Raw genomic sequence first — 20,211 nt, forward strand, 5'->3', positions numbered from 1 at the left:
TGGTGATTGCAATGACAATGCAGTCAAACGCAAAATGGATTTGCAATGAGGTGTCGGCGAACGCAATACTGTTCAGCCACGTAGGAGGGGAGATCATCGATGCCGGGCGGAAGGCTGACTCACGAAGAACGTCGTCATATCGCCGCAGGGCTGGCCGATGGGCTCACCTACACCGAGATCGCCGTGCGTCTCCATCGCCCGGTCTCGACCATCACCCGCGAAGTCGCCCGAAACGGCGGAGCTGGCGGCTACGACGCCGACCGCGCCCACCATGCGACCGCGATCCGAGCTCGCCGCAGCATGCCTGCCGCCCCTCCGCCGGTGCCGTCCGTCCTCGACGGGCGAGACCCGCAGACCATCCGTGAGCTGGAGGAGCACTTCACCGCCATGCTCGTGGACACCGGCCTTCCGCGCACGGCCGCCCGGGTGCTTGTCAGCCTCTACATCACCGACAGCGGCAGCCTCACCGCCGCTGAGCTCGTCCAGCGGCTCCAGGTCAGCCCGGCGTCCGTCTCCAAGGCCGTCGGCCAGCTCGAACAGCACCAGCTGATCCGGCGCGAGCGAGACCCGCGGCGCCGCCGAGATCGCTACGTCATCGACGGCGACATCTTGTACCCATCCTGGATGGCCAGCGCCCGCAAAAATGCCCGGCTCGCAGCCGCCGCTCTCCACGGAGCCGAAGCCCTCGACCCAGCCACTCCCGCCGGCGCCCGGCTGAAGAACATGGGCCAGCTCCTCCAGCACCTCAGCAACGACATGATCCGCGCGGCCGAGCACTGGCACGACACCTTCGATGACCAATAAACAGAGGACCCCATACGAACGGTGAAACGTCCCAGCGCGGGCGAAGCTCCGCGCGTCGATCAGCTTGCGGCCCGCCGTCGGCGAGTTTGTCGTCGGCCTTACCCGCCGAGGGAAGGATCCCATGCCGCGGCGGCCATGCGTGCCGCAGCGGTGTGACACCGAATTCGTATTATCTGTCACACCGGCCGCCGCAGAGCCGCGTCCGCCCAGCTCGGCGTCCGCCGCACCGGATGCGACTCGGCTACATTATGTGTCACATCGCCTGCCAGGAGGGCGCCCGTGTCCGTCGTGGTCCTCCCCGGCCCGCCCACCCCGCCGACCGACCCCGCGACCACCACCCGCACCGGCTACGCCGAGACCCTCGCCCGCCTGACCGCCGTGGCCGGGCCGGAACATCCGGTCGCCGACCTGACCCCCGAGCAGTACGCCGTGGTGATGGACCGGTGGACCACCGCGGCCGCCGCCACCTGGAACCTCCCAGCTCGGAGTTCTGCTCAAGGGGCCCTCTTCAGCTCGCGTCAGCGGCTGCACACTGTCTTCGCGCCATCTGCGTCAGGTGTCATTCGTGTCCGGGCGTGCTGCTGTGTTACAGGTGACCGTGCAGGAAGGCATGGACGCCCGCGGTGACCGTCTCGGTGATCTTCTCGGCGGACAGGGTGGTGTGCGGCGCCGGCAACCCGGCTGAGATCAGCAGGAGCAGGTGTAGCGCCGCGCGGTCGGGGTCGTCGATGCGGAGCATCCCTTGGTTCGCCAACTGCCGCAGGTGGGCGGCCAGTTCGCGGCGGACCCGCCGTGGTCCGGTCTCCTGCCAGGTGTCGATGGCTTCCTGAGGGATGTGGTCCGCTTCGGCGTTGATCTGTCTGACCAGGGAGAAATGGGCGGCGCTGTCGGGCCTCGGTGTCACCCAGTCCCGCCCGAACTCGATGAGGTCGCTCTCCACGTCGGTGACCTTGCGCAAGTGGCGGTCGATGATCGCGATCTGGATGTCGGCGGCCTGTTTGGCGCTTTCCTGAATCACGACGCCGAACAGCTCGGCTTTGTCGGTGAAGTGGTTGTAAATGGTCCGGGTCGACACCCCCGCCTCGGACGAGATCGCGTCCACGCTGGAACGGGTGTAGCCGTCGCGGGCGAACACCGTCAGGGCTCCGTCCAGGATCGCCTGCCGCTTGCCGGTCGGCCCTCGGCGAGGGCGGGGTGTCGTGCTGTCGTCCGTGGTCATCTGGGACCCTCCAACAGTTTTGCATTGATCGTTTTACTATTTGCCATGCACGTTGTACTTTACCTCACGCCCCACCCAGGCGGCACCTTGTGAGGAGAACCACGCATGATCAAGATCGCCATTGTCATCGGCAGCACCCGTCCGCGCCGCCGGACCGCCGTAGCGGCCCGCTGGGTCGCCGATGTCGCCGCCCGGCACCCCGCCGTCACCGCGGGAGAGGTCGCCTTCGAGGTCGTCGACCTGGCCGAATACGGCCTGTCGATACTGGATGAGCCGCTGCCCGCCCTGTTCGGCGACTACCACCATCCGCACACCAACCGGTGGGCCGAGACCATCGCCTCCTTCGACGGGTTCGTGTTCGTCACCCCCGAGTACAACCACTCGGCCCCGGCCGCGCTGAAGAACGCCATCGACTTCCTGTTCGCCGAGTGGAACAACAAGGCCGCCGGGTTCGTCAGCCACGGCGTCCACGGCGGCGTGCGCGCCGTGGAACATCTGCGGCAGATCATGACCGAACTCCAGGTCGCCAACGTGCGCACCCAGGTCGCGCTGTCGGCCTTCACCGTTTTCGAGATCACCGATGCGGCCGAGCCCGGCACCATCGCCCCCGGCCCGCACCAGGAGCCGACCCTGAACGAGTTGCTCGACGAGGTCATCGCCTGGTCCCGAGCGCTGCAGCCGCTGCGCCAGGAAAAGGCGGTGGGCGCATGAGCATGCGATACCGGCTGCTTGGCCGTACCGGACTGCGGGTCTCGGAGGTCTTCCTCGGCGCGATGACCTTCGGCGAGGAAGAGCTCGGCGCCTCGCCCCAGGAGGCCCGCCGCATCCTGGACCTGTACGGCGAGGCCGGCGGCAACCTCATCGACACCGCGAACTTCTACTCGGGCGGGCGCAGCGAGACCATCCTCGGCGAACTGCTGACCGGCCGCCGCGACCGGTTCGTCCTGGCCAGCAAGTACACCGTCTCACGCGACGGCAGTGATCCCAACGCCGCGGGCAGTCACCGCAAGAACCTCACCCTGTCCCTGGAAGCCAGCCTGCGCCGGCTGCGTACCGACTATCTCGACCTGTACTGGGTCCATCTGTGGGACCGGCACACCCCGATCCAGGAGACCATGCGGGCGCTGGACGACACCGTCCGCGCCGGGAAGATCCTCCATATCGGCATGTCCGACGCGCCTGCCTGGGTTATCGCGCAGGCCAACACCCTGGCCGAGTGGCGCGGCTGGACCCCGTTCGCGGCCCTGCAGGCTCCTTACAGCCTGCTCAACCGGGACATCGAACGAGAACTGCTGCCCATGGCCCAGACGCTCGACCTGACGGTCGCCGCCTGGGGACCGCTTGCCCACGGCGTCCTGTCGGGCAAGTTCGCCTTCGCCGGCGGGCCGCAAGCCGGCACCCGGGTCAGCCCGCGCTCCCTCGGAGCCCGCGAGCACGCCGTCGCCCAGGCGGTGCGAGAGGTCGCAGACGAGATCGGCGCCACCTCCGCGCAGGTGGCCATCGCCTGGACCCGGGCGCGATCAGCCGCCGTGCACCCGATCCTGGGCGCCAGAAGCGCAACGCAACTCCAAGACACCCTCGGCGCCCTGGACCTCACCCTGCCCGACCACGCCGTACGACGCCTGGAGGCGGCCACCGACTTCACCCTCGGCTTTCCCGGCGACTTCCTCGCCCAGACCGACCAGGCGGTGTTCGGCGAGGCCTCGGCCAGGCTCGATGGAAGACCCCTGCCATGAGCGAAGAACGCGGGCCCGCGGCCGCCGCCCATCGGCGTCCGGGCCGTCCTGGAGCGCAATGTGACGATCTTCTGGAAAGTCTGCGTGCCGGTCCGGCCGGGTTGGCGCGAGGTCGTCCAGGTCGCCGACTCCTGCTTGGCAAGCGCATGCGGAGGTCAGGCGCAGTTGCCTGACCTCCAGCTCGCCGGATGGACTGCGCCGGGTCCGCCGCACACTGGCCGCGGATCTGGGCCGTCCAGGGGTGCGAGACCGCCGAACATAGAGTCTGTGCCGGCCTCCACACCCAGTTCCTCCGAGCGGTTGGGGTGCGGCTCTGAGCTGGTCACTGTGTCAGCGTCTGGGCGGGTGGATCGGGGTGTCGCGAAGCTCCTTGCGGGAGGTGACGCCCAGTTTGGCGAAAACCTTGCGCAGGTGCCACTCGACGGTGCGGGCGCTGAGATAGAGCTCGGCGCCGATCTCCGCGTTCGTACGGCCGTCCTGGGCGAGGCGGGCGATGTGCTCCTCCTGCGGTGTCAGGTCGTCCACGGTGTCGGCGGTGCGTTTGCGGACCTTCTCGCCGGTGGCCAGGAGTTCGTGGCGGGCGCGTTCGGCGAAGCCGTCGGCGCGCATGTCGACGAACGCCTCGAACGCCGGCTTCAGGTGGTGGCGGGCGTCGATGCGGCGGCGCTCGCGGCGCAGCCACTCGCCGTACAGCAGCTGTGTCCTGGCCAGCTCGAAGGAGAGCCGGGTACGGCTGAGCCGTTCGACGGCCTCGGCGTAGTACCGGTCGGCCTCGTCTGCGTGGCTGACGAGGGCTCGTGAACGGACCTCCAGGCCACGCGCCCAGTTCTGGTCGGCGTTCTCCGTGAAGGCCGTGAGGCGGGCGAGCGCGGTGTGCGCGAGCGCGGCCTCGCCGCTGCGCGCGGCGGCTTCGACCAGGTCGGGAAGGGCTTGGGCGGTGAAGGGGCCGAGGTTGCCGCTCGCGGCTCGTACGGCGGCGGCCATCGCCTCGGCGTAGTGCCCGAGTCCCAGGTGCAGCAGAGCGGTGGCCCGGTCGGTGAAGTAGAGACCGAGCCCTTCACCGCGTTCGGTGGCCTCTCTGGCCGCCTCCACGATGAGCGGCAGTGCCTGGTCCGCGTGCCCCTGGTAGGCGAGCAGGAACAACTCACCGTAGGATGCCCGGCGCGTGCCGGTGACGTGCTTGACGGTCGACTCCTCCAAGCCCAGCTCCCGGGCCTGCCGCAGGTCGCCGCGCCACAGCGCGATGACCCGCCGTACGTTGAGCGCGTTGGCGAGCGGCGCGAGCGCGCCGTCGGCGCGGGCGAGTTCGATGTGCCGGGCGTTGGCCGCCTCCCAGCGCTCGTAGTCCCAGAGCGTCAGGGCCGCGTTGGCGACCAGCACGCCGCAGTCCAGCCACAGGGTGGCCGGTACGTCGTGGTCGAGGAAGCCCATGACCGCTTCGCGCAACGGCGGACGACTCGCCGAAGGCCCGTCGGTGATGAGGGCCGCCAGGCCGTCCAGCAAGTGATCGGCCGCGCTCTCGGCTCCAGGCGGCGCCTGGCGGGCGGCGGCGCAGACGGCGGCCAGGTCGCCGCCGGGGTGGGCGAGGCCACCCGCGACGAGGGCCGCGCTCCACGCGTCGAGGTAGGTGCGCCGAGCGAGCCGGGCGTCCAGGGGTTCGAGCCGCCTGGCGGCCCGAAGCAGTACGGCGGGCGCTTGCCTGCCGGAATGGGCGGCTCGGTCGGTGCGGCCGCGGATCAGGTCGATCCTGGCGCTTTGCAGGTCGTCGGCGGGCAGGCCTTCGGCTCGGGCGAGCAGGCCGAGCGCGGCGGAGAAGGCTCCCGCGTCAAGGCTGGCCTGTGCGGCGGCCAGCGTGCGCTCGACCTGGAGCCAGGGGTCGGTGGTGAGTTCTGCCGCGCAGCGCAGCAGGGCAGCTGCGGCGGCCATCCCGCCGCGAGTGCGGGCGTCCTGCGCGGCTTCGGCGAGGTCGGTGGCGAGCGGGTCGTCGGGGGCTTCAGCCGCCGCCGCCAAGTGCCACAGCCGTCGCTGCCGGTCGGTCTCACGGTCCAGGGCGGCGGCGAGCGCCTGGTGCGCGGCCCGTCGTTCCCCTGCGGTGCCGGCGGCGTAGGCGGCCGAGCGGATCAGCGGGTGCCGGAACAGGACGCCGCTTCCGATCTCGACGAGCTGAGCCTCCTGCGCCGGGGCCACCGCGTGTGGTCCGAGGCCGAGTTCGTGGGCGACGCGCCAGAGCAGGGTGGCGTCGCCGGTCGGGTCGGCGGCGGCGAGCAGGAGCAGGAGGCGGGCCGGTTCCGGCAGCGCATGGATGCGGCGCTCGTAGCGGTCCTGGAGGGCGTCGGCGCCGGTGGCCGGGAGGGCGAAGCCGCCGAGGAGTTCTGCCCGGCCGCTGCGGGACAGTTCCAGCAGGGCCAGGGGGTTGCCGCGGGTCTCGGCCACGATGCGGTCGAGCACGCGGCTGTCCAGCCGTCCAGGGGTGGCCGCGGCCAGTAGCTCACGCGCGTCGGCTTCAGCCAGGCCGTCCACGGTCAGGGAAGGCAGCCCGGCCAGCAGCGTGTCCTGGTTCGGCTCTCTGACGGCGAAGACCAGAAGCACCGCCTCGCCGAGCAGTCGCCTGGCGACGAAGCCGAGCACCTGCCTGGAGGCGGCGTCGAGCCACTGGGCGTCGTCGACGAGGCAGACGAGCGGCTGCTCGGTGGCCGCCTCGGCGAGCAGCCCCAGCACCGCGAGACCGAGAACCATCCGGTCGGGGACTGCTCCGGCCGCGTATCCGAAGGTCACCTTCAGCGCCTGCCGCTGCGGCTCCGGAAGGGTGGAGGAGGCGGCGAGCATCGGGGCGCAGAGCTGGTGGAGTGCGGCGAATGGCAGCTCAAGCTCGGACTCGACGCCGGTGAGCCGGACGATCCTGCAGTGGTCGGCCTGGCTTTCGAGGTGGTGCAGCAGCGTGGTCTTGCCCGTGCCCGCCTCGCCGCGCAGGACCAGCGCGGCGCTCTGGCCCTGTCTGACCCGGCGCAGCGCCTGATCCAGCTGTTCGCGTTCGGTTCGGCGTCCGTGAAGGATCGGCGCTGCTGCCACACCCCGAGTCTAGGGATCATTTCGCCCGGCTGGCATGGGCCTGTCCTCATCGAGGCAGCGGGCCGCCGTGCTGCTCGGCGACGAGGTAGGCCGCGTACCAGTCCGGCCAGTTCTCGTCGAAGGCGCCGCCGTTGCGCGCCTCATGCTCGCCGTGTGCGGTCGCGGCCCTCCCGAGCGCGCCGGCCAGGTCATGCTCCGTCGTGTAGGTGGTGGCGTCGCCCTCCATCCGTCCGGGCAGGCGGGTGGTGACTTCCTGGATCAGGTAGGCGTTGCCGTCCAGATCGTGGAAGGTCGCGAAGGAGCCGTAGCTGGCCTGCTCTGGCGCCGGTCCGTCGGCCTGGCCGCCGGGGACCTGGCCGAACTGGGCGCCGGGCGCGTCCGGGTGGAAGACCTCGCTGACGTCGGCGCCGAGGGCCACGAGCTGTTCGCGGGCGGCGGCGATGTCGGAGACGACCAGGTAGACGCCTTCGGCGGTGCCGGGCTTCTGGCCGGTGATCAGAGTGCCGAACTGGATGGAGGCGGGCGATCCCGGCGGGGTGACCTGGACGACGCGGAAGCCGTTGTCGAAGGCGAAGTCGGCGTCCAGCCGCCAGCCCAGGTCCTGGTAGAACTTCTTGGAACGGTCGACGTCGGATACGGGGATGACGACGGCTTCGACCTTGAGGTCCGTCTGCTTCATGATGTTCACCTTCCGGTTTCCGTGGGCTGGTGGCGGTCCCACCAATTCAGGACGAGGGAGGCGTAGGCCTTCGGGGCTTCCTCCCAGGCGAAGTGCCCGGCGTCGACGACGTCGAGCGTGCTGTTGGGCAGCCGGGTGGCGAGGAACTCGCCGTGGGCGCGCGGGACGACCAGGTCTTTCGCGGGGGCGATGATCCGGACCGGGGTGCGGATGGCCGGGAGCAGCGGTTCGAGGGCGTCGAGCTCGGTCGGGTAGGTGCGGACGTACTGCATCGATTCGGCGAAGCGGAGCCCGGCGTAGGAGGCGGTGTAGTCCTCGCGCACGTGCTCGGGCAGCGGCGTGGCCGGGTAGATGTTGTCCAGGGTCATTCGCATGATCTCGGGGGCGTTGCGCTCGTACCAGGTCAGGTCGGGGTCACGGACCCAGGCGGCGAGCGGTTCGCCGATCTCCAGGCTTGCGGAGGCGGCTCCGCCGCCGATGACGAGGCTGTGGAAGCGCTCGGGCCGGCTGGCCGCCGCGAACAGCGAGGCGCTGGTGCCCACGTCCGGCCCGACGACGTGAGTCTGGTCGAGCCCGAGGGCGTCCATGAGCCGGAGCATGAAGGCGCCGGTGGCGCGTGGGGTGAGGACGTCCGGGCGACCCTGCGAACGGCCGAACCCGGGCAGGTCGACGGCGACCAGGTGGACGCCGCCCGCCAGTTCCTCCCACATCGGCTCGAAGGCGTACAGGCTCTCAGGCCATGGGCTGAGGAGCAGCGCGTGGGGACCGCGCGGCTCAGTCTCGGCGTAGCGGACGGTGAGCCCGTCCACGGTGATGGTCTTGGTGGTGATCATGTCTTCCTCCTTCATGAACGCCCTCAGCTTCGTCCGGGCGGCGCTCCCGTCGCACCAGGGACGAGCCCTGGCCTACGGCCCAGGGGCGAACACGGGTGCGACGCGACGGGGAGGTACTGCATGGTCATAGGACAAGACGGACCCACAGGAAAGGGACAAGGTCATGGAGTGCGATGTCGTAGTGATCGGCTTGGGCCCCGGCGGCGAGCACGTGGCCGGGAGCCTGGCCAAGGCCGGGCTGTCGGTCGTCGGCGTGGACGAGCGCCTGGTGGGTGGCGAATGCCCGTACTTCGGGTGCGTTCCCAGCAAGATGATGATCGCCGCGGCCGACAAGCTCCGCACGGCCCGGCACGCCAAGACGGCGAGCGTCCACCCCGACTGGAGACCGGTCGCCGACCGCATCCGCGACGAGGCCACCGACGACTGGAACGACCAGGTCGCCGTCGACCGGCTGGTCGCCGCCGGGGCCGTCTTCGCGCGCGGCCGTGGCCGCATCACCGGGCCCCGTACGGTCACCGTCACCGCGGCCGACGGGTCGACGACGTCCTACACGGCCCGGCGCGGCATCGTGCTCAACACCGGCACCTCGCCGTCCGCGCCGCCGATCCCGGGCCTGGCCGGCACCCCGTACTGGACCAACAGGGACGTCGTCCGGCTCACCGAACTGCCCGCCTCCCTGGCCGTTCTCGGCGGCGGCGCGATCGGCAGCGAACTCGCCCAGGCCCTGGCCGCCTTCGGAGTCGAGGTGACGGTGATCGAGGCCTCCGATCGGCTGCTCGCCGTGGAGGAGCCCGAGGCGTCCGCCGTGGTCGCGGCGGCCTTCGCCGCCGACCGCATCACCGTGCGTACGTCGGCGCGAGCCGAACGCGTCGAGCACGACGGCGACCGCTTCAGCATCCACCTCGACGATGACGTGGTCATCGCGGAACGCCTGCTGGTCGCCGCCGGCCGACGCAACAACCTGAGCGATCTCGGCCTGGAGCACGTCGGGCTGGACCCGCAGGCCCGCGTCCTGGACCCCGACGAGCGGATGCGCGTCGCCGACGGCGTCTGGGCCATCGGCGACATCACCGGCAAGGGCGCCTTCACGCACATGTCGATGTACCAGGCCGACCTCGTCATCCGCGACTTGACCGGTGCCGACGGCCCTTGGGCCGACTACCGGGCCGTCGGCCGTGTCACCTTCACCGCGCCCGAGGTCGGCTCCGTCGGCCTCACCGAGGCGGCGGCCCGCGAACGCGGCGTCGACGTCAGGACGGCGACCGGCGACCTGGGCACGCGCGGCTGGATCGCCGGCGAGAGCGGCCCGATCAAACTCGTGGCCGACGTGGAGCGGGGTGTGCTGATCGGCGGGACCGTCGTCGGCAGCATGGGTGGCGAGGTGTTATCCGCCCTCGTTACCGCGATCCACGCGCAGGTCCCGATCGCGACGCTGGCGGAGATGCACTTCGCGTACCCGACCTTCCACCGCGCCCTCCAGCCGGTGCTGCGCGCCCTGCTGTGAGAGAGCTCGATGAACGGTGGATCTCCAGGTCGGCCGAGTGACCGGAGCTCCGCCGGACGTTCGCAGGCAACATGAATACCTGCCCGTATCCGGCCTCCCTCGCCGAACGTGGCGATCTGAGATGAGCTGAGAGAGCGGGCGGCGTTCTGGATGATGCGTGACCAAGGATGACTGACTGATCATCGGGACGTGAGAGGCGGTGGTCTCGTACCCGTGGACTTGGCATGCTTGTACATGGAGAGCTCCAGCTTGAGCGAGCTGGCCTTGTCCTGGACGGCGACCAGCGTCCAGGAGGGTTCGGGAGGCCGTTGACGAACGTGTCACCAGCCCAAACGAGCACTCATTGCCGAGGTCAGGCCCTCTACTGGAGACTCGGCTGCAACAAGACAGCCCTTGGATGATCATTCTCCTTGTCGAGGGAAGAAGATTCATGACCAAGGGCTGTCGTGACGACTAGTGTGCCTATCTATGGCCGGCTGATGCACGGGGGAGCTGACGCGGTTCCGGGCTGAGTTCTATGGCTGTCTGACGGCGCGGGCCGATGCGACAATCGGGCTGGCCGAGGCGGTGTTATGCAGTGATGTACCTGTGTGTTCGCTGGTGGAGTTGTCCCTGGTCGGTGAGCACCGTCGAGGCCATGGGGCGCTGTATGCGGCGTTGAATCGGGGCCGGCCCGACGTGGGGCGCCTGCGTCAGGCGTTGAGCACAGTGCCCTTGCCCAGAGCGGCAGACGGGTGGTTGGTGCTGGCAGTGGATGTGACTTGCCGGCTGCGGCCGGACGCGCACACCTCGCCGGAGCGGATTTTGTGCCACACCTATGGGCGGGGTAAGGACCAGCACATCATGATCCCGGGCTGGCCGTAATCGTTCGTGGTGGCGTTGGAGACGGCAGATCCCGGCCAGAATGCGTTCGGATCGGGTGCCGCGCTGTTCGGCCCAGCGCGGGTGCCGGGGACCAACGGCCAGTTGCCGCGTCATGGGGGCGAGTTCGTCTTCGGTGACCTGGGCAGTTGGGACGAGCCTGACGTGGCCACCGAAGCTGAGACCCGCCTGTATGGGCGCGCCACCGCCTGGTCTTGGGATCGGCTGCACCCGCGGTTGACCCGCCGTGCGGCCTGGGTCGATTCGGCTGAACTGCCGACGATCGAGGGCACCGTGATCCTTCTGGAGGTGGACCATCTGCCCAGCGGGGCGGTTCCGAAGCCGGTGTGGTCACGGACGGCGAAGTCGCGGTCGCCACCTGCGGGGCTCAAGGACTCCAGCTCGATCCAACATCTGCCCCGATAGAGCAAAAGGCCATAGATGGGTGATGATGTCAGGATGGCGCGCGCCAACCTGGCCGCAGCTGTCGGGTCTGATTTCGGGGAGTCGTCATGCGGGTAGCGGTGGTCACCTTCGACGGGTTCAACGAGCTGGACAGTTTCATCGCCTCGGCGCTGATCAACCGGTGCCGGCCCGACGGGCTGGAAGCGTTCATCACCACGCCGACGCCCGTCGTCACGTCGATGAACGGCGTTCCGGTGACCGGGCAGCGGCCGATCGAGTTCGTGACCGAGGCCGAGGTCGTGCTCATCGGGAGCGGGGTGAAGACCCGCGACGTGGTCGCCGACGATCGGCTGCTGTCCATGCTGCCGCTCGATCCCGGAAGGCAGCTCATCGGATCGCAGTGCTCCGGGGCGCTGGTGCTGGCGCGCCTGGGGTTGCTGGGCGGTATGCCGGTCTGCACTGACCGGACGAGTCGGCCGTTCGTCGAGGCGGAGAATGTCACGGTCCTGGATGTGCCCTTCCATGCCCAGGGAAACATCGCGACGGCTGGTGGGTGCCTTGCGTCGCAGTACCTTGCCACGTGGGTGATCACCCGCACACTCGGTGAGTCGGCGGCCCGCGCCGTGCTCGACTATGTCGCGCCGGTCGGAGAGAACGACGAGACGGTCGAGCGTGCTCTCGGGGTCGTCCACAGAGGAAGCGGGCTCACGTTGCGTTGATCTTCACAGGTCGCCGAGGCGGTCGCCCAGGTTGAGTTCGAGTGGCCCCCGCGTCTGCAGTCCCTGGGCGAAGAGGGTCTTCACCCTGGTTTGGGTGGCTTCTGCCGTGACCAAGTCTCGGAAGCGGATCGCGTCCGCGCGGAAGGCGTCGGCTGCGGGCAGGGTCAGCTCGTTGAGGACCCGCTTGGCCGTACGGACCCCTTCGGCGGGGAACGACGCGATCCGCCGGGCGAGGCGGGCCACGAAGGCGTCCAGTTCGGCATCGGGAACCGCCCGGTTGATCCAGCCGTACCGCTCTGCCGTACGGGCGTCGAAGTCCTCGGATCCGAGGATCACCTCCATCGCCCGCCCTCTTCCCAGCAGCCGGGCGAGGTGCTGCATGCCGCCTGCGCCGGGAGGGGCACCGGTGCCGACCTCGATCTGCCCGAGGACGGCGTTCTCCAGGGCGGCGAAGCGCATGTCGCAGGCCAGCGCCAGTTCGCTGCCCGCCCCGCGGGCCCGGCCGCGGATCTTCGCGATCGTCACGACCGGCAGATCGCTGAGCCGATGCCACAGCATGCCGAGCGAGGCGTCGCCCGGGCCGCCCGCCTTGGCCGCCTCGGCGGTGTAGTCGGCGACCTTGGTCAGGTCGACGTGGGGGACAAAGTACTCGGGGTCGGCGCTCTCCAGGACCACGACCCGGACATCCTGTGCCGTTGCCAGCCGGCCAACCAGGTTCACCAGGTCGCGGACCAGCTCAGGTCCGATCAGGTTCATCGGCGGCGCGTCCATCACCACCCCTAGTACGCCCTCGTCCGCCCGCGTGAGGTGCAGAGTCCGATACGTCATGCTTGTTCCCCCTCTCGAGGGCATCAACGTCGCCGTGGAGTACAGCAGGGCCGTACTCCACGGCGTCTTCGTGTTCAGTCGAATTTGACGTGGTCGGTCTTGTCGTCCATGTAGTCGAGGTTGGTGACCCAGCTGCCGGCGGGGATGTTCAGGCCGCCGTTGTAGACCGAGTCGGCCAGTTGGACCTGCTCGCTTCCGTTCCAGCCCCAGCTTCTGACCGAGGAGATCTTCCTGCTGGCGTAGGCAGGAAGGGTATGCCATCCGGTGCCCACCTGGACCTCGAAGCAGTCGCCGTCGAAGTTGTACCCGGTGAAAAGCTGCGCGTAGCCGGCGTAGCCGAAGTGGTAGCAGTTGCCCTGCGCCAGGGCGCTGGGCGAGGTGGCCACGAGCGCGGCGCCGGTGGCCAGGGCGGCGAACAGGATGGTGATGCTTCTGCGCTTGGCGGACATGTCTTCTCCCGTGGTGGGCTGTGGGGGCCGCTCGCTCAGGCGACCCCGGGGGTGACACGTCCACGATCGCCTGCGATCGTGACGCCTCGCGCCCGTAACAGCCCCTGGCCTTACCCTGGTCCCCCCCGGGAGGGTCAGACCGCTGAGAGGTTCCCGGTGGTCTGAAGCGCTCGCGCCAGTTCCTTGCGTGAGGTGATGGCGAGCTTGCTGAAAACCTTGCGCAGGTGCCATTCGACAGTGCGGTGACTCACGAACAGGCGGGCCGCGATCTCCGGGTTGGTGTTCCCGTCGCCGGCCAGCTGGGCGATCTGCGCCTCCTGAGGGGTGAGCCGGACGCTCGGGCCCGTGGATCGCTTGTGGACGGTTTCGCCGGTCGCCAGCAGTTCGCGTTCAGCACGGCTGGCGAAGGCCTGCGCGCCCATGGTGTCGAAAGCGTGGAAAGCGGCTTTGAGCTGGGCTCGTGCGTCGACCCTGCGGTTCTGTCTGCGCAGCCACTCCCCGTAGATCAGCTGTGCTCTGGCGTGGTGGACGGCGACGCGGGATCGGGCCAGGTGCTCGATGGAGTCCCGGTACAGCTCCTCAGCCTCGCCATCCTCGCTCAGCAGTGCCCGGGAACGGGTTTCGATGCCGCGCGCCCAGGGCGTGTCGCTGGTCGCCGAACGTTCCTCCAGCCGCTCAAAGGCCTGATGTGCCGTTGCCGCGTCGCCGGCGCGGACGGCGGCCTCGATCAGTTCGGGGAGCACCCACACGGTGAACCCGATGCCCTCCGGCTCGGCGGCCCGGCGGGCCGCGTCGGTGGCCTCGCCGTACTCGCCGTAGCCCAGATGCAGGGTCGCGGCGGCCCACTCCACCGCCTCCACGACGAAACCCTCGCCGCGGTCGGTCGCCTCGGCGATGATCTGATCGCGCATGCCGAGGGTTCGTTCCCGGTCTCCTCGCCAGGCGGCGAGCAGGATGGAGAAGTCGGCGATGGCGACGTTGCGCGTCGCCTGGGTGATCGAGTCGGCTTCCTGGATGAGCTGCTGGGCCAGATCGAAGCGGCCGGCGAACAGATGGTGGGCGGCGGAGTAGTTCAGCGCGAACGGCAAGACCGTGAGCAGGCCGCCCTCACGGGCCGCCTCGGCCAGACCGCCCGCCATCGCCGCGCACGCCTCGTCGTCCCACACGTCCATGGCCAGCTGGCAAGCCAGCCAGCACCAGGCGATGTTGTCGCGCCGGAAGCCCTCGCGGCGGAAGGTCGCGATCGCCCGCCGCACTGACGGCAGCACCTGGACGTACTCGCGGGTCGCCCGGGTGACGAGCACGTCGAGGAACTGGTCGACCGCCCGGACAGGATGGTCACCGACTGGTGCGAGCGCGGCGGCGGCGGCCGCCAGGACCCCGCCCGGGCGGCCGAATCTGCCGCTGCGCATCAACGCCCACATGGCCTCCAGATGGGTCTCGCGCGCCAGCTCGGGATCGGCTTGTTCGAGTTGCGTGGCTGCCGCGCTGAGCAGCGTGGGGGTGTCGTTGCCTCGGGTGCGCGCGAAGGCGATGTGGGCGCGCACGCGCTCCAGCCGCGCCCGGTCGATGGCGTCGAGCGGGGCGATCGCGGCCAGCGCGAGCAGCGCCTCAGCGGCGCCGAGGGCACCGGCGTCGAGCTTGGCCTGAGCGGCGGCCAGCGCTCGCGCTCCGCGCAGCCGTGGGTCGGGTGTCAGCTCGGCCGCCCGCTCCAAGAAGGCCGCGGCTGCTTCGGCGCCGGCTCTGGCCTGGGCGTGGGCGGCGCGGTGCTCCAGATCGGCCGCGACGTCCTCGTCGGGCGCCGCGGTGGCGTGGGCGCGGTGCCAGGCGCGGCGGTCCGGGTCGGCTTCGGGGTCGGTGGCCTCGGCCAGCGCCGCGTGCCCGCGACGGCGCACCTGCGGCGGCGCGGCCCGGTAGGCGGCTGTCCTGACCGCAGGATGGCGGAAGGCGACCCGCGGGCCGAGATCGATCAGGCCCGCGGCCTCGGCGGGCTCGGCGGCGCCGATGGTGATGCCCAGGTGCTCCAGCGCGCGCATCAGCAGCAGCACGTCGCCGACCGGCTCGGCGGCGGCGGTGAACAGCAGCAGCCGGGTGTGGCTGGGCAACGCCTCGATACGCCGGACGAAGCTGTGCTCGATGCGCCCGGACAGCATCCGGGCGTCGGGCAGCCCGAACCCGCCGGCCAGTTCGGCCGGTGTCATCGCGGCGGGCAGTTCCAGCAGGGCCAGGGGGTTGCCGCGGGTCTCGGCCACGATCCGATCGCGTATCTGCGCGTCCAGCCTGCCGGGGAGGACCGAGCTCAGGAGCAGGCGGGCGTCGTGATCGCCGAGGCCCGCCACGGGCAGGGCGGGCAGCCCGTCGAGCTCGGTGTGATCCCCGGGCTCGCGCAGGGAGAACACCATCGCCATGTGCTCGGCCGCCAGTCTTCTGGCGACGAAGGCGAGGACCTGGGTGGAGACCGAATCCAGCCACTGCGCGTCGTCGACCACGACCAGCAACGGCCGCTGGTCGGCGAGCTCGCTCAGCACGCCGAGGACGGCCAGGCCGACCAGGAACCGATCGGCGGCCGGCCCTTCCCGCTGCCCCAGCGTGATCTGGAGCGCGTCTCGTTGGGGGGCGGGCAACTGCTCGGCCCCCTCGATCAGCGACGGCCCGAGGAGCCGTTGCAGGCCGGCGCCCATCAGCTCTGCTTCCGACTCCACTCCGGCCACCCGGGCCAGGCGGAAGGCCGAGGCGCGGGCGGCTCCGTAGTCCAGCAGCGCCGACTTGCCCACGCCGCTCTCACCGCGCAGGACCAGCACCGATCCGTGGCCGTCGCGAGCGCGATCGAGCAGGGCGTCAATGGCGGCGCACTCGGCCCCGCGACCGAGCAGGTGCGGTCCGGACCACGCGCGGTCGGTCATGACAGCAGTATGACCGTGGGCCGGTAGCGGCGGCGATCTGTCGCGGTGGAGCGACTTATGACACCAGATACGTCTCGTAGATCGCGCTGTAGCCACGGAGGGACCCGACGCTGACGAACACCCCCCGGTTGACCCAGCGAAGATGCCGATCGGTGGCTTCCAGCCGCGTGGTGGCGCGGATCGGGAGTTCGCCCGGCGCATCGCCGTACGTGACCGTGCGTGAGCGCATCTGGAGCAGGTGACCGAGGTCCGTGCGCAGCGTGCATCGCAGATCGCCCAGAATCGTGCCGTCAGAAAGCGTGATCTGCCGGTCGGCGGCGGCTTCGGGCACCAGGTTGCCATTGAGCTCTGGGCCGCTGAACCGGCCGCCGGTCATGGGCACGATCAAGCGCCTGCCGTGTCCGGCGTCACCGAGATCGAGGGGGGCGCCGAGCACGACGTGCAGGCGAAGCACCTGCGTGAGAGTTGGGCTGGGCAGTTCATTGATCATTCGTCCAGCCTGACGCGCCGGGTCGCCGGCTCGCGCCCGTGTGACCCACTGGTGTGAGGCCTGCTCGTTCGACCGTTTCGCCTCCGCGGTCAGCGCGATGGACTGGGGCGTGCGGAAAGAGCCGTGTTGGCGGGCCCGGCGGAGGCCGTTTGGCTCATCGAGGCCCTGCCGCTGGAGGAGTGGCGGCGGCTGTTCGAGGTCAACCTGTTCGGCGAGTGGCCGTTCCCGGACGTTGCTGCCCGCCCAGCTGCGCCGCTCAAGCCGGTGGTCGACGTCAGCTCGCTCGGCGGGAAGGTCGCCATGGCCCCACACGGTCCTACGCGGGCAGGCGGCGCTGGCCGAGGCCGCCGACCCGCAGGCCGATCCGGACCGCCGCGCCTGGCATCGCGCCCACGCCCAAGCCAGAGCCGGCGTCGGTGCCCTCGGCGCCGCAGGGCCCTGCTCGTGCCGGCCGCGATCGCCCTCGCTGCGGGCCGTCGAGCCAGCGAGGGGGCCAGGGTAGGACCAGGGCCTGTCACGGGCGCGAAGCGAGTCGGCCGCGCACGATCGTGAAGACATCATCCCCCAGGCATCCGGACCAGCGAGCCGGCGGCCACACCGAGGAGCAGAGATGTCCGACGAGCCATCGCCACCGGGAACCCCGCAGGCGACCGCTGTCACGAGGCCGGTGCGGAAGCGAGCGGGTGCGGCTGTCCGACTCGGTCCACGTCGGCGGCCTGACTCCTGCGACCGGCGGCTAGACCCCGGAACCCGGGCAACATGAGTCTCCGCCGAGCGCACCCGAGACCTGACCGCTTCAGGTCTGCTGCCGAGGCGCCCGAGCCCGGTGCCCCATGGCGTTCCGGCACTGTTCCGCTCGGATCCGACGCGCAGGAACGCGCCGGGGCGGTCCGAAACCCTCCCTTGAAAGTTACAGACAGTGTCCAAGCCTGTACTGAAAGTGATGTCGATGTCGGTGGATGGTGCCTAGAGACCTGGTCTCGTCAAGGGCCGCGCGTTTCACGATGACGGCGCCGCCCACCCAGTTCTCTGGACTGTTCGCCCAAGCACGTCCCCAACCCGCTCGAACAACCTCCGTCGTGGGACGGAGGGACGAACCAAGAAGGGAATCATCATGAGAGGTTTCCGCAAGGCCCTGATCGCGACCGCTACGAGCCTGGTCCTGGGCATCGGGATCAACGGCGTCGCGGCCGGCCCCGCCGCCGCCGCCACCGGCACGTGGAAGCTGTGCGACGACTGGAACATGTGGGAGATCACCCGCGCCTGCCTGACCGGCACCAACACCAACCCGCCCAGGGTGCCCGACCTGCGCGCCTGGGCCTACAACGACGCCATCTCCTCCATCAAGACCAACTCGGTCGCCATCGAGGCCTGGACGAACGTCAACTTCCAGGGCACCTACGGCTACTTCGCGCCGAACTCCGTCTGGAACGCGCTGGACTACCCCTACGACAACTCCATCAGCTCGATCTCCTACCCCGGAGCCTGACCTGTCCCCGCCCGGGGGGCGGACGCCCCCCGGGCAGGCCCGGTGAATCGAATGAACGGAGGCCCGCCATGCCAGTCAGGCCGCGCAGAACAGTCCGCTTGCTCGCCTCGATCGCAACGTCCGTCCTCGCCGTCGCCGTCGCCGTCGCCGGCTGCGCTGCCGCTCGGCCCGCGGAATCCGCCGCAGCGGGTGTATCCGCCCAGCAGATGGTTCATCTGCTCCAGACCCAGCTTCCGCCGGGAAGACTCTCAGGGCAGCAGGGACGGGGACTGAGCGCCGAGCCCGGTCCGGCGCCCTCCGCTCAAGTGCTCTTCGAGGCGGGCGGGAGCTCGGCGAAAGTAGTGGTGAAGCTCAACAGATGGCCCGTCCCCGTTCCGGTCCAGTACGCCCAGTGCCCGGACTCCGCCTATCACCCCTACAGCCGCTGCATCCTGACCGTCCTGCCCAGCGGGGCCAGGCTCGTGCTGGACCGCTCCCCGAGCGATGAGAACAACCCATCAGGGGGCGAACTCCTCAGTGCTCTGCTCACTTACGGGGACGGCAGGCAGGTCTTCGTGTCGGCGGCCGGTCGGTCCACTCTTCCTCTGACTCATCAGCAACTCGCCGCCGTGGCGACCTCTCCCGTGTGGCACCCGGTTCTCGTGGCCATGCCCGCGCCGCCTGCCGCTCCCCGTACCGGATCGGTACCCCGGCTGACCGCGCCGCAGATCAGTCGCGTCATCGAGCGACTGCTTCCGGCAGGCGTGCGCGCCGGGCGACCGGGCGGTGCCGACGGCTTCGGGCACGTCACGGCCGACGACGGCCACGGCAAGAGCCTGGTCGCCGTGAACGTCCAGCAGTGGAAGCCGGGTGACGCTGCCATGGCACAGGTGTTCCGGAACGCCGCCACACTGCCTGACGGCACTCGCGTCGGGGTGCGCCAGGGGCCGGCGCCGCGCGGGGGAGCGGGCGCGATCGAATGGACCGTCGACACCCTCGGCGCGGACGGCCTGAGGGTGGTGATCTCGGCACTCAACGCGGGCGCCTACCGTCTTCCCGCCGACCGCAGCGTACCGGCGCTGACTCTTGAGCAACTCCGGCGGATCGCGCTCGCCCCGGCGTGGCGACAGGCCATCGGCTGACGCCTCGAACGACTTCGGATCCTGAACCGTGACACACGGCATCGGGACAGGATGAGCGGACGTCCTGCAGGTTGTCGCGCCGGCGAACTCACCCTCGGCTTCGAGGCCTTCACCTCGGCCGGGGCCCCAGGCCAGACGCTCGGCCTCTACACCGTGGAACCGGGTTCTCCGTCGGCAGCGGCGCTTGGCGAGATCTGAGCAGCACGGACACGAGCAGATGCCACGCCCGGAAGATCGAGCCGTACCTCTTCGGCTCGGCGCCGACTCCTACCACCGGCTCCTCCAGACCCTACCCGGCGAGCCACCATCGCCTCGGCCGCGTTTTGGGACCAGCCGCAGGCCACGCGACATGGTCACCGCCGTCGCCCACTCTGTCGGCCCAGCGTCCATGGCGGGTGATCGCGGACATGGGCGCGCCGGCCTTGGCAGCGGAGGTGGCGCCGCCGGCGCGCAGGCCGTGGGCGGTGTAGGCCTCGGCGTGGTCGAGGCCGGCGGCTGCGGCGGCGCGTTTGACGATCAGGTTGACGGTCTGCGGGGTCAGCCGTTCGCGGCGGCCGCGACCGGCAGCCGGATGGGCGCGGGCGGCGATGCGGCCGTGCCGGTCGATCGGGCGAAACAGCGGCCCGGTCGTCATGCCGGCGCCCGCCAGGTCGGCGAGCCATGCGCGGGTCACCCGGACGGGGCAGGTCTGCGGATGCTGGCCGTAGGGGATGGCGACGATCTCGCCATGGGCGTCCTGGTCAGTCTTGCTGAAGGGGACGTACAGCTCCAGGCCGTCGGCGGTAAAGGTGAGGTCGCCGATGTCGATGTCGGCGATCTGCGAGCGGCGGGCCCATCAACGCGAAGCCGAGCACCAGGACGGCGCGGTCACGCCGTCCTGCGGGGGTGCCGTCCGGCAGAGCGTCGACCATCGCGCGCAGCCTTTACGCTTCGGCTCGCACGTCGAGGAGCAGGAGCGCGAGCTGAAACGGCTGCTGCGCGGGCGCCACCCAGGACCGCGACCGCCTGGTCGGGTACCTGCGCGCCGAGCGCAGGGCCAGGGCACGCGAGCGGTGGCGCAAGGAGCGGACCATGCGCCGCCACCTGCCCGCCCCGCAAGCCG

Annotated in this window: 20 protein-coding genes; 10 read left to right on the forward strand and 10 right to left on the reverse strand. The window is 70.3% G+C overall.

All coding sequences use genetic code 11. The annotated features are described in order from the left end of the window. Positions 1 to 99 precede the first annotated feature (99 nt). Complete coding sequence (locus tag ABZ815_RS37405) at positions 100 to 804, forward strand: MarR family transcriptional regulator (protein ID WP_357705931.1); 705 nt, start codon at positions 100 to 102, stop codon at positions 802 to 804. 586 nt (positions 805 to 1,390) lie between these two features. Here the strand turns inward: ABZ815_RS37405 and ABZ815_RS37410 are convergent. Continuing rightward, entirely contained in the window at positions 1,391 to 2,023 is a 633-nt protein-coding gene (locus ABZ815_RS37410; RefSeq protein WP_357705932.1) for a TetR/AcrR family transcriptional regulator, read from the reverse strand. A 105-nt stretch (positions 2,024 to 2,128) separates the two neighbouring features. Between ABZ815_RS37410 and ABZ815_RS37415 the strand changes: the two genes are divergently transcribed. After that, entirely contained in the window at positions 2,129 to 2,734 is a 606-nt protein-coding gene (locus ABZ815_RS37415) for an NAD(P)H-dependent oxidoreductase (protein ID WP_357705933.1), read from the forward strand. A 2-nt stretch (positions 2,735 to 2,736) separates the two neighbouring features. Then, entirely contained in the window at positions 2,737 to 3,759 is a 1,023-nt protein-coding gene (locus tag ABZ815_RS37420) for an aldo/keto reductase (RefSeq protein ID WP_357706041.1), read from the forward strand. A gap of 330 nt (positions 3,760 to 4,089) precedes the next feature. Here the strand turns inward: ABZ815_RS37420 and ABZ815_RS37425 are convergent, their stop codons facing one another. The 3 genes from ABZ815_RS37425 to ABZ815_RS37435 are packed head-to-tail and all read right to left on the reverse strand — an operon-like array spanning position 4,090 to position 8,340. Further along, positions 4,090 to 6,828 (reverse strand): LuxR family transcriptional regulator, encoded by a 2,739-nt coding sequence (locus ABZ815_RS37425; protein ID WP_357705934.1) that lies wholly within the window; start codon positions 6,826 to 6,828, stop codon positions 4,090 to 4,092. Between the two features lie 46 nt (positions 6,829 to 6,874). After that, complete coding sequence (locus ABZ815_RS37430; RefSeq protein ID WP_357705935.1) at positions 6,875 to 7,507, reverse strand: VOC family protein; 633 nt, start codon at positions 7,505 to 7,507, stop codon at positions 6,875 to 6,877. A 5-nt stretch (positions 7,508 to 7,512) separates the two neighbouring features. Further along, the gene (locus ABZ815_RS37435; RefSeq protein ID WP_357705936.1) at positions 7,513 to 8,340 is read right to left on the reverse strand and encodes an alpha/beta hydrolase; all 828 of its coding nucleotides are present in this window, start codon (positions 8,338 to 8,340) and stop codon (positions 7,513 to 7,515) included. 181 nt (positions 8,341 to 8,521) lie between these two features. Between ABZ815_RS37435 and ABZ815_RS37440 the strand changes: the two genes are divergently transcribed. The 4 genes from ABZ815_RS37440 (at position 8,522) to ABZ815_RS37455 (ending at position 11,829) form a co-directional block, all read left to right on the forward strand. Beyond that, positions 8,522 to 9,844: an NAD(P)/FAD-dependent oxidoreductase gene (locus ABZ815_RS37440; RefSeq protein ID WP_357705937.1), complete on the forward strand. Its 1,323-nt coding sequence runs from the start codon at positions 8,522 to 8,524 to the stop codon at positions 9,842 to 9,844. Positions 9,845 to 10,336: 492 nt separating this feature from the next. Continuing rightward, entirely contained in the window at positions 10,337 to 10,708 is a 372-nt protein-coding gene (locus ABZ815_RS37445; RefSeq protein WP_357706042.1) for a transposase, read from the forward strand. 9 nt (positions 10,709 to 10,717) lie between these two features. Continuing rightward, entirely contained in the window at positions 10,718 to 11,131 is a 414-nt protein-coding gene (locus ABZ815_RS37450; protein ID WP_357705938.1) for a hypothetical protein, read from the forward strand. Between the two features lie 86 nt (positions 11,132 to 11,217). After that, a complete protein-coding gene (locus ABZ815_RS37455; RefSeq protein WP_357705939.1) occupies positions 11,218 to 11,829 on the forward strand; it encodes a hypothetical protein in 612 nt (203 codons plus the stop codon). Between the two features lie 3 nt (positions 11,830 to 11,832). On the opposite strand, the gene ABZ815_RS37460 is transcribed toward ABZ815_RS37455, so the two are convergent. The 4 genes from ABZ815_RS37460 to ABZ815_RS37475 form a co-directional block, all read right to left on the reverse strand. Beyond that, entirely contained in the window at positions 11,833 to 12,657 is an 825-nt protein-coding gene (locus ABZ815_RS37460) for an enoyl-CoA hydratase/isomerase family protein (protein WP_357705940.1), read from the reverse strand. A gap of 74 nt (positions 12,658 to 12,731) precedes the next feature. After that, positions 12,732 to 13,106 carry a hypothetical protein gene (locus tag ABZ815_RS37465; protein WP_357705941.1) on the reverse strand — a complete coding sequence of 125 codons (375 nt, stop codon included), beginning with the start codon at positions 13,104 to 13,106 and terminating at the stop codon, positions 12,732 to 12,734. 134 nt (positions 13,107 to 13,240) lie between these two features. Further along, a complete protein-coding gene (locus ABZ815_RS37470) occupies positions 13,241 to 16,009 on the reverse strand; it encodes an AAA family ATPase (protein WP_357705942.1) in 2,769 nt (922 codons plus the stop codon). A gap of 55 nt (positions 16,010 to 16,064) precedes the next feature. Further along, entirely contained in the window at positions 16,065 to 16,499 is a 435-nt protein-coding gene (locus ABZ815_RS37475) for a DUF3237 domain-containing protein (protein WP_357705943.1), read from the reverse strand. A gap of 1,114 nt (positions 16,500 to 17,613) precedes the next feature. Between ABZ815_RS37475 and ABZ815_RS37480 the strand changes: the two genes are divergently transcribed. The 3 genes from ABZ815_RS37480 to ABZ815_RS37490 all read left to right on the forward strand — a co-directional run bounded on the left by ABZ815_RS37480 (position 17,614) and on the right by ABZ815_RS37490 (position 19,307). Next, on the forward strand, positions 17,614 to 17,988 hold the full coding sequence (locus tag ABZ815_RS37480) for a hypothetical protein (RefSeq protein WP_357705944.1): 375 nt from the start codon (positions 17,614 to 17,616) through the stop codon (positions 17,986 to 17,988). A 305-nt stretch (positions 17,989 to 18,293) separates the two neighbouring features. Continuing rightward, complete coding sequence (locus ABZ815_RS37485) at positions 18,294 to 19,109, forward strand: hypothetical protein (protein WP_357705945.1); 816 nt, start codon at positions 18,294 to 18,296, stop codon at positions 19,107 to 19,109. Positions 19,110 to 19,160: 51 nt separating this feature from the next. Next, positions 19,161 to 19,307, forward strand: a complete 147-nt coding sequence (locus tag ABZ815_RS37490; protein ID WP_357705946.1) for a hypothetical protein — start codon at positions 19,161 to 19,163, stop codon at positions 19,305 to 19,307. Positions 19,308 to 19,398: 91 nt separating this feature from the next. Here ABZ815_RS37490 and ABZ815_RS37495 read toward each other — a convergent pair whose 3' ends face one another. Both ABZ815_RS37495 and ABZ815_RS37500 read right to left on the reverse strand, forming a co-directional pair. Further along, positions 19,399 to 19,782, reverse strand: coding sequence for a tyrosine-type recombinase/integrase (locus tag ABZ815_RS37495; protein ID WP_357705947.1), 384 nt, complete (start codon positions 19,780 to 19,782; stop codon positions 19,399 to 19,401). Between the two features lie 250 nt (positions 19,783 to 20,032). Beyond that, the gene (locus ABZ815_RS37500; protein ID WP_357705948.1) at positions 20,033 to 20,182 is read right to left on the reverse strand and encodes a hypothetical protein; all 150 of its coding nucleotides are present in this window, start codon (positions 20,180 to 20,182) and stop codon (positions 20,033 to 20,035) included. Between the last annotated feature and the right edge of the window lie 29 nt (positions 20,183 to 20,211).

The sequence above is a fragment of the Nonomuraea sp. NPDC047529 genome (assembly GCF_040642995.1).
Taxonomy (GTDB): domain Bacteria; phylum Actinomycetota; class Actinomycetes; order Streptosporangiales; family Streptosporangiaceae; genus Nonomuraea.